Genomic DNA, 10,563 nt, shown 5'->3' with positions numbered 1-10,563 from the left:
GCGAAGTCGATCATGATGATCCCGTTCTTCTTCACGAGACCCACCAGCATGATGATCCCGACGAAGGCGTAGATGTTGAGATCGACCCTGAAGATCAGGAGCGTCAGCAGCGCGCCGAGACCCGCGAGGGGAAGCGCCGACAGGATCGTGAAGGGATGGATGAAGCTCTCGTAGAGGATGCCCAGCACCATGTAGATCACCAGGATCGCCAGGAGCAGCAGCAGCCCGAGTCCCTGCATCGAGGACTGGAAGGCCTGCGCCGTCCCCTGGAAGGTGGCGTTGATGCTCGCGGGGAGCGTCTCGCGGGCCAGCCGGTTGACCTCGTCGGTGGCCTGGCCCAGCGAGACGTTCGGCCTCAGGTTGAACGAGAGCGTCACCGAGGGGATCTGCCCCGAGTGGTTGACCACCAGCGGGCCGAGGCCCGGCGTCATCCTCACCAGCGAGTCCAGCGGCACGAGCTGACCCGAGGACGAGCGGATGTAGAGCAGGGACAGGTCGAGGATCCCGGTCTGGAACTCGGGCCCGAGCTCCATGATCACCTGGTAGTCGTTGTTGGGGGCGTAGATCGTGGAGATCTGACGGGTGCCGTAGGCGGTGTAGAGCGCATCCTCGATCTGGGTGGCGGTGACGCCGAGGGACGCGGCCTTGTCCCGGTTGATCTCGATGTCGATCTCCGGATTCTTGAGCAGGAGGTCGGTGCTCACGTCCACCAGCGTCGGTTGCGCCCGCATCTTGGCCTCGAGCTGGGGGGCGATCCGGTACAATTCGTCCGTGTCGGGCCCCGTCAACGTGAGCTGGTACTGGGCGCGGGTCTGGCGGCCCCCCACCTGGATCGCCGGGGGAGACTGGACGTACACGCGCAGGCCCGGAATCGCGGAGAGCTTGGGCCGCAGCTCCTCCACCACCTGATCGGCGGTGAGCGCCCGCCGGTCCCTCGGCTTCAGGCGGGCGAAGAAGAACCCGACGTTGGAGCCGCTGCTGCCGCGCGCCCCCGCCGACGACATGAACGCTTCGATGTTCGGGTCGTCGCGCAGGACCTGCGCCACCGTCTTCTGGTGCTGGACCATGGCGTCGAAGGAGATCCCCTCGGCGGCCTCCACCTGGCCGAAGATCTGGCCGATGTCCGTCGAGGGGATGAAACCCTTCGGGACCACGACGAACAGCGCGGCGGTGACCACCATGACCGCGAGAGTGCCGAGCAGCATGGTCAGGCGGTGCCTCAGGGACCACTTGAGGCCGGCCTCGTACGCGGACAGCATGCCGCCGAAGAACCGCTCGAACAGGTTGTACAGCGCGTGGTGGTCGACCTCCCTCGGGGGGCGGATGAAACGGGAGGAGAGCATCGGCGTCAGCGTCAGCGAGACGAACCCCGAGATCAGCACCGAAAGCCCGATCACCACCGAGAACTCCCGGAAGAGGCGGCCGATGATCCCGCCCATGAACAGCACCGGGATGAACACGGCAGCGAGCGAAAGCGTCATGGACACGATGGTGAAGCCGATCTCGGAGGAGCCGGTGAGCGCGGCCTGATACGGCTTCTCCCCCAGCTCCATGTGGCGGACGATGTTCTCGAGCATGACGATGGCGTCGTCCACCACGAAGCCCACCGACAGCGTGAGCGCCATCAGCGACAGGTTGTCCAGGGAATAGCCGAGCAGCTGCATGACGGCGAACGTGCCGACGATGGACATCGGCATGGCCAGCGAGGGGATCACGGTGGCCGACAGGTTCCTCAGGAACATGAAGATCACCAGGACCACCAGGATCAGCGTGACCAAGAGCGTGGTCTTGACGTCGGTCACCGACTCGTGGATCGAGACCGACCGGTCGAAGAGCACGTCGAGCTTCACGCTCGCGGGAAGCTGCTTCTGGAACGTCGGCAGGAGCGCCTTGACCATCCCCGCGACTTCGACGGTGTTGGTTCCCGGCTGCCTCTGGATGGCCAGCACGACGCCGCGGTGGTCCACGAACCAGGCGGCGGTCTTGTTGTTCTCGACGCTGTCCCGGACCTCGCCCAGCTCGTCGAGGCGCACCGGCTTTCCCCCTCGGTACGCCACCACGAGCGGGCGGTAGGCCGCTGCACGGGTGAGCTGCCCCTGCGCCATGAGGGTGTAGGCCTTGTCCGGCCCGTAGAGGATGCCCGACGGCAGGTTGACGTTCGCGGCCTGCACCGCCTCGGACACCTCGTCGATCCCCAGGCCGCGGGTCGCAAGGGCGCGCGGATCGAGCTGGATCCGCACGGCGTATTTTTGCGCGCCGTACACCAGGACCTGCGCCACCCCGGAAACGGTGGAGATCCGCTGGGCCATCATGGTCTCGCCGTACTCGTCCAGGTCGTACAGCGGCAGCGTCGGCGACGTGAGCGCGAGGTAGAGGACCGGCTGGTCGGCGGGGTTCACCTTCTGGTAGCTCGGCGGGTACGGCATGTCCGGCGGGAGCTGCCGGTTGGCCCGCGCGATGGCGGCCTGCACGTCCTGCGCGGCGGCGTCGATGTCGCGGCTCAGGCTGAACTGCAGCACGACGTTGGTGCTGCCGAGGGAGCTCGTCGAGCTCATCGAGTCGACCCCGGCGATGGTGGAGAACTCCTTCTCCAGCGGCGTGGCCACCGAGGAGGCCATGGTGTCGGGATTGGCGCCGGGGAGCGACGCCGACACGGAGATGGTGGGGAAGTCCACGTTGGGGAGGTCGCTCACGGGCAGCAGCCGGTAGGCCATCGAGCCGAAGATCAGGATCCCCACCATGACGATCGTCGTCATGATGGGGCGGCGGATGAAGAGCTCCGAGAAGCTCATGACGGCTTGCCCCCCAGAGTCTGCCCCCCCTTGATCTCGACGCGGGACCCCGGTACCAGCCGGAGCTGGCCGTCGGTGACCACGGTCTCGCCGGCGGTGAGCCCGTCGGCGATCACCGCCTCGCTCTCGTCCATTCGGGCGACCTTCACGGGCCGCATCTCCACCGTGCCGTCGTTCTTCACCACGTAGACGTACTGTCCCTGCTGCCCGGTCTGGAGCGCCGGCGTCGGGGTCACCACTCGGTCGGCCTCCTCCCCCAGGGTGACCACCACGTCCACGAACTGCCCCGGCCAGAGCCGCTCGTCCTCGTTGGGGAACGTGGCCTTCAGGAGGATCGTGCTGGTCGACGGATCCACGGCGTTGTCGACGAAGGACAGCGTCCCGGCGGAGGGCGGGTCGGTGCCCTCCGGTTGCGCCGCGGTCACCGCGATCCTCCCGCTCCGGCGCGCGGCGATGGCGGGAAGGAGCTGCGCCGGCACCGCGAAGCTGACGTAGATCGGTCGGGTCTCGTTCAGCGTGACCAGCGGATTGTCGTCGTTGGCCTTGACCAGGTTGCCGACCTTCAACATGAGGTTGCCGGTCCGTCCGGAGACCGGCGCCTTGATGGTGCAGTAGGCCACCTGCAGTCGGGCGTTGTCCGCGTTGGCCTGGTCGGCGGCGACGGTGGCCCTAAGCGACTCCGCGTTCGAGACCATCTGGTCGTACTGCTCCTGGGTCACGAAGTCCCGCTTCACCAGGTCGGCGTACCGCTTGACGTCCTCCTCCGCCTTGTGCAGCATCGCCTGATCCCGCGCGAGCTGGGCCTCGGCCTGCCGGAGCGAAGCCTCGTACTGCCGCGGATCGATGACGAACAGCGTGTCGCCGGCGCGGACGCTCCGCCCCTCCTCGAAATCGACCTTCACGAGATCGCCGCCGATCCGCGCGCGCACCGCGACGTTGGCGATCGGCTCGACGCGGCCGATGGCGCGGAACTGGAGCGCGACGGTCTTCCGCACGGTCTTGGCCACCGTCACGGGAACGGGGGACTGGGCCCGCTGCTGCTGTTTCGCGCCGCACGCCGAGGCGACGAGAGCGAGAGCGACCACGCCGAGGACGCGAACCGCCGGAGCCTTGAATCTCATGGTTTCCCTTTCGTGGTGCCTAGGGCGGACGGCGTCACGACCTGCGGCGCCTCCGGGGGGGGCCAGAGCGTCCCGGTCTCCCGCGCGAGCTGCGCGAGCGACAGGAACCAGTCCGCTCTCGCCACGACCTGCTGCGCCCGCGCTGACGACAGCCCCCCCTGCGCAACGAGGAGGTCGAGGATGCTCCCCACGCCGGCCTTGTACCGGCCCAGGGCCACCTCGTTGGATTCGCTCGCGCTCTCGACGAGGGTCAGGATGGTCTTCACCCGCTGGGCCGCCGTCATGAGGTTGTAGTAGCTGGCCCACACCCGGTAGACGACCTGTTGCCCGAGCGACTCGAGATCGGCCTCGGACCGGTCGGCGTCGGCCTGGGCCTGCAGCGTGTTGTACCGCTGGGAATAGCCGCTGAAGAGCGGGACCCTGAGGAGGAGCGCGGTGGTGTACGTGTCCTGGTGGCCGCCGCCTTCGTACCAGATCGGGGCGAGCTGACCGCTCAGGCCGAGGGAGAGCCGTCCGTCCGATCGCACCTTGTCGACGTGGCTCCGCGCCGCCGCGGCCCGGGAGCGCGCGGCCGCGAGGTCCGGCCGCCGCGCCTCGGCGTCGCGGATCAACTCCTCCACGTCCTTCGTGACCTTATCGAGCGGAAGGTCGCCGACCGGGACGTCCACGTCGAACGGCGTGTTCGCCGGGATGCCGACGGCGGTGGCCAGCGCTCCCTTCACCGTCTGGATCTGGCCTTCCACGGTGTCGAGCGAGAGCTGCGACTCGGCGAGCGCCGTCTTGGCCTGGAGGACGTCGGCGATGGTCGCCACGCCCGCCGCGTGTCGCTGGTCGGCCGCATCGAGGTTCGTGCGGGCCTCGTTCACGTCCGCCAGGCTCGCCTCCCGCAAGGCCTTGGCCTCGGCGAACTGGTAGTAGGCCTGCTCCACCGCCAGAACCACGTCCTGGATCGCGGCGTTGTGCGACCAATCGGCGGCGATCAGCGCCTGGCGGGCCTCCTCCACCGACGCCGCCCGTCCGCCGAGGTCGAGGAGCAGGTAGTTGACGATCAGCGTGGGGCCGTAGCTCGTTTGCTGGAACCGGATCGTACCTCCCGCGGCGGATCCTCTCAGGCGGGTCACGTTCGCATCCAGCTCGAGGTTGGGGTAGTAGGCCCCGCGCTCGCTGCCGTACGCGGCGGCGGCCGATCTCGCCGCGGCCCAGGCCGAGCGGGTCTGCGGGCTCTTGCGGAGGGCCAGGTCCACGAGCTGGGGCAGCGTCCAATGCTGCGCCGCTTCCAGCAGCTCGGGCGGGATCGGCGCGCGCGGCGCTTCGACCGCGGCCGGCATGGGGGTCCCGGGAGGGGGGGTCCAAACCACGCCGGGAGCGAGCGAGGTTCCGGGCCCCGCGTGGATCTCGGACATCGAGTGGGCGCACCCGGCGAGGACGGCGAACGCCGCGGTCAGGACGAGCGCTCCGACGTGGGATCGCATGCGCGGGCCTCCGATCGCTCTGCGGTTCATCGCGGCCTCGCGCCCGTTCTCCCCGAGGAGGCCGGAGCGCCGCGGCGATCCCCGGCGGACGCGCGGGTCCCGGCCGCCGAGAAGCGTACGATGTGCTCGGCCACCTCCTCCAGCCGCAGGGGATTCCGGCTCCATTCGCCGAGGGTCCCGAAGAGGCGTCGGTGCTGGATCACCTGGACGAGCTGGGCCACGATGGACTGGACACACAGGTTCGCCTTCGAGCGATCGAGTCCTGGGCAGGTCGCCAGGATCGCGTCGGTGAGGGCCTCGCGAACCGGCCCCACCAGCTCCTTCCGGAACACGTCGCGGGGAAGGTGCGGATCCATCCACTCCCGCGCGATGATCTCCGCGAAACGACCCCCGCCTGCCGGGGCCACCGCCGGCTCCAGGAACGCGGACGTGAACGCCTCGAGCAGGCCCTCGAGAGTGGCGCCGTCCCCGGCGTCCTCCATCGCGCGTCTGATGCTCGCGATGCGGCGGGCGCGCAACGCGGCGAGGCCGCGGCGGAACACCTCGCGGTACAGCCTGTCCTTCCCCCCGAAGTAGTAGTTCACCGCCGCCACGTTGCATCCCGCGGCGGTGGTGATCCCGCGCACGGATGCGGCGGAGTACCCCCGATCCGCGAACAGCTGCTCGGCGGCGCCGAGGAGGCGGTCCCTCGACTCCGCGGGCGGCCTGGCACGAGCTTCCCTTCGGACGGCCACGCTCCCTCCGCTCCCTCCGGACGAAGCGCCAGTTTAAAACGATCGTTCGCGAGGAGCAATCGGAGGGGAGGAACGGACTCGATCGGGATCAGGAGTCGCGGCCGCGGTTGCGCTCGAGCGCGCTCTTCAGCGCATCCCCGAGGTTCGTCCCGAACGAGGCCGCGGGCTGCGCCGGCGCCTGCTCCTGGCGCTCGTGCCGCTCCCTGGGTGCCGCGGAGGTCCTCGCGTCCGGCCGCGCCGAGGGGGAATGGGGCCGGCGCGGCGCCGGCTCGTCCGACGCGGCGGTCGCGGCCTCGTCCATCGTCAGCCGGATCCGGCGGCCGCCGTCCGCGACCTCGACCAGAGTGACCTCGACCTCCTTGCCGACCGGGAACTGCCGGGAGAGGTCGGTGCCGCGGGCGGTGCCGGTCCAGGCGTTCGGGACGAGACCCACCTGCCCGGGGCCGAGCCAGACGAAGACGCCGAACTTCTCGACCTTCTGGATCCTCCCGTGGAGCTTCGAGCCGGGTTCGAGGCGGACCGGCGCGGACGGAATCCCCTGGGCGACGGCCGGCGCCAAGCTCATCCGTCGGTGCTCCGCGTCCACCGAGATCACCAGCCAGTCGAGCGCCGTGCCCGGCTCGAGCCCGTCCCTCCAGCCCGCGGCGGAAGGCGGGAACTCCCTCGCGGATGCGAGCGCCTCGACGCCGGCCGTCAGCTCGATGAACGCGCCGAAGTCCGCGAGGCGGGTCACGGTCCCGGGGTACACCTGCCCCGCCTTGAAGCGGTCCGCCACGACCTTCCACGGGTCGTCCTGCGCCTGCCGGATGCTGAGGGAGATCCGCCCGGTCTCGCCATCGAGCTTGAGGACGCGGACCGAGACCCGCTCGCCCACCGTGAGCGCGTCCGACGCGTTCACGACGCGCGCGAGCCCGATCTCCGAGACGTGAACGAGGCCGGTGACCCCCGCGCCGAGATCCACGAACGCGCCGAAGTCCGCGAGGCGCGCGACGCGCCCCTCCGTGATCGTGCCCTCGATGAGGGTCGCGCGAACCGCCTTCGCCTCCTCGACCCGGTCCGCCTCGAGGAGCGCGCGCCGGGACACCACCACGTCGTCCCCGCCGTGGCGCATCTGGAGGATCCGGAACTTGTACGACTTTCCGAGGTGCTCCTCCGGCGTGTCGACGCGGTGAAGGTCCATCTGGGAGTGCGGACAGAAGCCGCGACAACGTCCCACCTGGACCTCGTACCCTCCCTTGATCACCTTCTCGACCTTGCCGTCCACCGGGTAGCCCGCGCGGAACGCCCTTGCCACCGCAGGGTCGCGGGGTTTACGGCGGGGCAGCTTCGCCTGAGCCGGACGCGCGTCGGAGGTCGCCCTAGGCTCCGCGCCCGCGGGCAGTTCCGCCTCGTGGGCCAACGGCCCGCCGACGCCTTTCGCGTCGGATGCGGTCCCCGCCTCGGCCCCGGACACACCGTCGCTCTCGGGCGGCGGGGCCGGGGGCTCGAACGAGCCGGTATCGGAGTCGGGTGTGAAGGTCGGATCGTCGCTCACGGCATACCTCTCGACACGTAGCCACATCCGGTCGCCGTGGGTCTCACCGGATCGCCGCGCGATTTCCGGCAAACGCTCGGGACGGGACGCTCGATTGAACCTCGCTATTGTGCCACAAGTGAGCCCCGGACTCCTGGTGATACGCTACAGGCCGATTCAAGGAGGCGGGACGGTCGTGAAAGGGACGCTGGCCGGGCTCCCGGAGGAGCCCCCTTCGGAGCCTTCGAAACCCGGGGCCTCGGTGCGGAGGAAGGCGGGCTGGCTGAGGCGGCTCTACATGACCCTTCGGACCGAGCACACGACGCCCGGCAAGGTGGCCATGGGGGTGGCGCTCGGCGTGTTCGTCGGATGCTCGCCGCTCTGGGGGCTGCATCTCGCGATCGCGGTGCTGCTCGCCACCGTTTTTCGCCTGAACCGGGTCCTGGTTTACGCGGCCACGAACCTGGCCAACCCTCTCACCGCTCCGCCGTTGATCTTCGCCGAGGTCCAGGTCGGGCATCGCCTCCTACGGGAGGCCTGGCTGGGTCTGTCGATGAAGGAGGTGGCCGAGGAAGGGGTCGCGGGGTTCTTCCGGGACTTCTTCACGGGCAGCCTGATCATCGGGACGGGGCTCGCCGTTCTGCTGGGCGTCGCGGCATGGCTCATCGCCCGCGCGGGTCGTCTGCCGGCGACGTACCAGGATCTTGTGGACACGATCGTCCGCCGATACCTCGACGTCTCGATCCGGGACGCGGAGGCGGCCCGATTCGCCCTCGTGCGGGATCCGATCCTCCCGCTCCTCCTCGAGGAACCGGCGTTCGGCGGCGCCCGGCGGATCCTCGACCTCGGCTGCGGCCGCGGCGTCGTGGCGGCCTTGGCGGCCGCCGCGCCGGTCGGGTTCGCGGCGGGTCGCTCCTACCTCGGCGTGGACGTGTCCGAACGTTACGTCCGTGCCGCGCGCGACGCGTTGCACGACGTCCCCGCCGCATCGTTCGCCGCCACCGACCTCAGGGACTTCGATCCGCCCTCCGCGGATCTCGTCCTGCTGGTGGACGTGCTGCGCTACCTTCCGCCGCCGTCCCAGGATGCGCTGCTGCGCCGGCTCGGCCGCGCCCTCTCGCCGGGGGCGACCCTGCTGGTGCGCGAGGCGGACGCCGCGGCCGGGGCGCGCTTCCGGTGGACGGCGGTCCTCGATTTCCTCTCGGTGGTCCTCCCCGGGCGGCCGCACCACCGCCTCGGATACCGTCGCGCCTCCGATCTCCGCAACGCCCTGGTCGCCGCGGGCTTCGACGTGCGGGACCGGACGACCCTGAGATCCTCGTCGCGCGCCGTGGTCCTCCTCGAGGCGATCCGCAGGCCCGGTGCGGTCGTCCGAAGTGCCACCCCGTGAGGGCCGTCGTCATATCGCGCCCCGGGGGGCCGGGGGTGCTCGAGCTCCGCGACGTCCCGGAGCCCGCGTACGGTCCCGAGGAGGTGCGCGTGGCGGTACGGGCCACTGCGCTCAACCGGGCGGACCTGCTGCAGCGCCGCGGGCGCTATCCGGCGCCTCCCGGCGCTCCCGCGGACATTCCCGGCCTCGAATTCGCCGGGGAGGTCGAGTCTCGCGGCGAGCGCGTCGTGGATCTTCGGCCCGGGGACCGCGTCATGGGCCTCCTGGGAGGAGGTGGTTACGCCGAGAAGGTCTCCCTCCACGAGCGGATGTGCCTCCGGATCCCGCCGACGCTCGGATGGGAGGAGGCCGCGGCGGTCCCCGAGGCCTTCATGACCGCCTTCGATGCCCTCTTCGAGCGGGGCCGGCTCCGTCCCGGCGGGACGGTGCTTCTGCACGCCGCCGCGTCGGGCGTGGGGACCGCGGCGCTGCAGATCGCCGGGGTTGCAGGAGCGCGAGCGATCGCACTCTCGCGCTCCGCCGATAAGCGTCGCCGCCTCGAGGAGATGGGGCTGACGCCGGTCTTCGATCCGGCGTCGCCGGGCCTGGCGGAATCGATCCGCGCCGCTGCGGGCGGGGGCGTGGACCTGGTGGTGGATCTCCTCGGCGCGGACGCCTGGGGGGTCAACCTCGAGGTGCTCGACACGGGTGGGCGCATCGTGCTGGTCGGAACCGTGAGCGGAAGCCGCGTCGAAGCGGACCTTTCCCTCCTGATGCGGAAGCGTCTCACGGTGGTCGGGACGGTGCTCAGGAGCCGCCCGATCGAGGAGAAGATCGCCCTCGCCCGCGCTTTCGATCGCCGGGTCGTCCCTCTTCTCGCCAGCGGGCGGCTCCGGCCGGTCATCGATCGCGTCCTTCCCCTCGCGGCGGCCGCCCAGGCGCACGCCGCCATGGAGGCCAACGAGAACTTCGGCAAGATCGTCCTCCGGGTGGACTGAGCGAAGCGCCGCGCGAAGCCTGCCGTAGAATCACCGCTCGGTCCGCCGCCCGCGGGCCGGAGGAGGACCTGCGTGGACCCGTCAACGTCTTCCGCGCCCGCGTCCCTCCCGGAAAACGCCTACCGCGAGCTGGCGCCCGGCGAGACCTACGTGCCGCTGATCCCCCCGACGAGCCGGGTGCCGGAGGTCACCCTCCGGTCGATCGCGTTCGGACTGGCCATGACGGTGGTGTTTTCGGCGGCGGCGGCGTACATCGCCCTGAAGCTCGGTCAGGGGATCGAGTCCGCGATCCCCATCGCGATCCTCGCCATCGGCTTCTCGGCACTCCTCGCCCGCAAGTCGACCCTGCTCGAGAACGTGAATGGAGCGCTTATAAAGACCAATAGCGTCATCCAATTCTCCAGCCATTTGGTGATTCATGCCTTCGTGGACGAGCGCCATCGCTTTTGTTTTATCTTCCTGCGCTGCCATTCTTAGTTTCCCGTGAACTTCGTCCTCTTTCAGTCAATTGCCGTCGTTATACTCCCCAGGCGCCGCTGACCGGGATGTTTGCGCCGCTGATGT

Annotated in this window: 8 protein-coding genes; 3 read left to right on the top strand and 5 right to left on the bottom strand. The window is 69.9% G+C overall.

Annotation, left to right across the window (positions count from 1 at the left end; all coding sequences use genetic code 11):
* The 5 genes from LAO51_18340 to LAO51_18320 all read right to left on the bottom strand — a co-directional run.
* Nucleotides 1-2,792, bottom strand: a 2,792-nt coding sequence (locus LAO51_18340) for an efflux RND transporter permease subunit (protein MBZ5640702.1), incomplete at its 3' end; no start/stop codon positions are given.
* Nucleotides 2,789-3,913, bottom strand: coding sequence for an efflux RND transporter periplasmic adaptor subunit (locus LAO51_18335; GenBank protein ID MBZ5640701.1), 1,125 nt, complete (start codon nucleotides 3,911-3,913; stop codon nucleotides 2,789-2,791). The genes LAO51_18340 and LAO51_18335, both read right to left, overlap by 4 nt.
* Nucleotides 3,910-5,385: a TolC family protein gene (locus LAO51_18330; GenBank protein ID MBZ5640700.1), complete on the bottom strand. Its 1,476-nt coding sequence runs from the start codon at nucleotides 5,383-5,385 to the stop codon at nucleotides 3,910-3,912. The genes LAO51_18335 and LAO51_18330 overlap by 4 nt, the downstream gene beginning before the upstream one ends.
* Before the next feature lie 26 nt (nucleotides 5,386-5,411).
* The gene (locus tag LAO51_18325) at nucleotides 5,412-6,119 is read right to left on the bottom strand and encodes a CerR family C-terminal domain-containing protein (GenBank protein MBZ5640699.1); all 708 of its coding nucleotides are present in this window, start codon (nucleotides 6,117-6,119) and stop codon (nucleotides 5,412-5,414) included.
* Nucleotides 6,120-6,207: 88 nt separating this feature from the next.
* Nucleotides 6,208-7,653: a S1 RNA-binding domain-containing protein gene (locus LAO51_18320; protein MBZ5640698.1), complete on the bottom strand. Its 1,446-nt coding sequence runs from the start codon at nucleotides 7,651-7,653 to the stop codon at nucleotides 6,208-6,210.
* Nucleotides 7,654-7,828: 175 nt separating this feature from the next.
* Here LAO51_18320 and LAO51_18315 point away from each other — a divergent pair, with 175 nt between their 5' ends.
* The 3 genes from LAO51_18315 (at nucleotide 7,829) to LAO51_18305 (ending at nucleotide 10,476) form a co-directional block, all read left to right on the top strand.
* Nucleotides 7,829-9,022, top strand: coding sequence for a DUF2062 domain-containing protein (locus LAO51_18315; protein ID MBZ5640697.1), 1,194 nt, complete (start codon nucleotides 7,829-7,831; stop codon nucleotides 9,020-9,022).
* Nucleotides 9,019-9,999, top strand: coding sequence for an NAD(P)H-quinone oxidoreductase (locus LAO51_18310; protein MBZ5640696.1), 981 nt, complete (start codon nucleotides 9,019-9,021; stop codon nucleotides 9,997-9,999). The genes LAO51_18315 and LAO51_18310 overlap by 4 nt, the downstream gene beginning before the upstream one ends.
* 72 nt (nucleotides 10,000-10,071) lie before the next feature.
* On the top strand, nucleotides 10,072-10,476 hold the full coding sequence (locus LAO51_18305) for an OPT/YSL family transporter (GenBank protein MBZ5640695.1): 405 nt from the start codon (nucleotides 10,072-10,074) through the stop codon (nucleotides 10,474-10,476).
* Nucleotides 10,477-10,563: the final 87 nt, after the last annotated feature.

The organism is Terriglobia bacterium (assembly GCA_020073205.1).
Lineage (GTDB): Bacteria > Acidobacteriota > Polarisedimenticolia > Polarisedimenticolales > JAIQFR01 > JAIQFR01.
Note: the sequence above shows the minus strand (reverse complement) of the source record. Positions and strands in the feature narration are given on the sequence as shown.

Bases quoted from the DNA above. Each gene is read 5' to 3' on its own strand.
- LAO51_18335 (MBZ5640701.1), bottom strand. From the start codon at position 3,913: ATGAGATTCAAGGCTCCGGCGGTTCGCGTCCTCGGCGTGGTCGCTCTC.
- LAO51_18330 (MBZ5640700.1), bottom strand. From the start codon at position 5,385: ATGCGATCCCACGTCGGAGCGCTCGTCCTGACCGCGGCGTTCGCCGTC.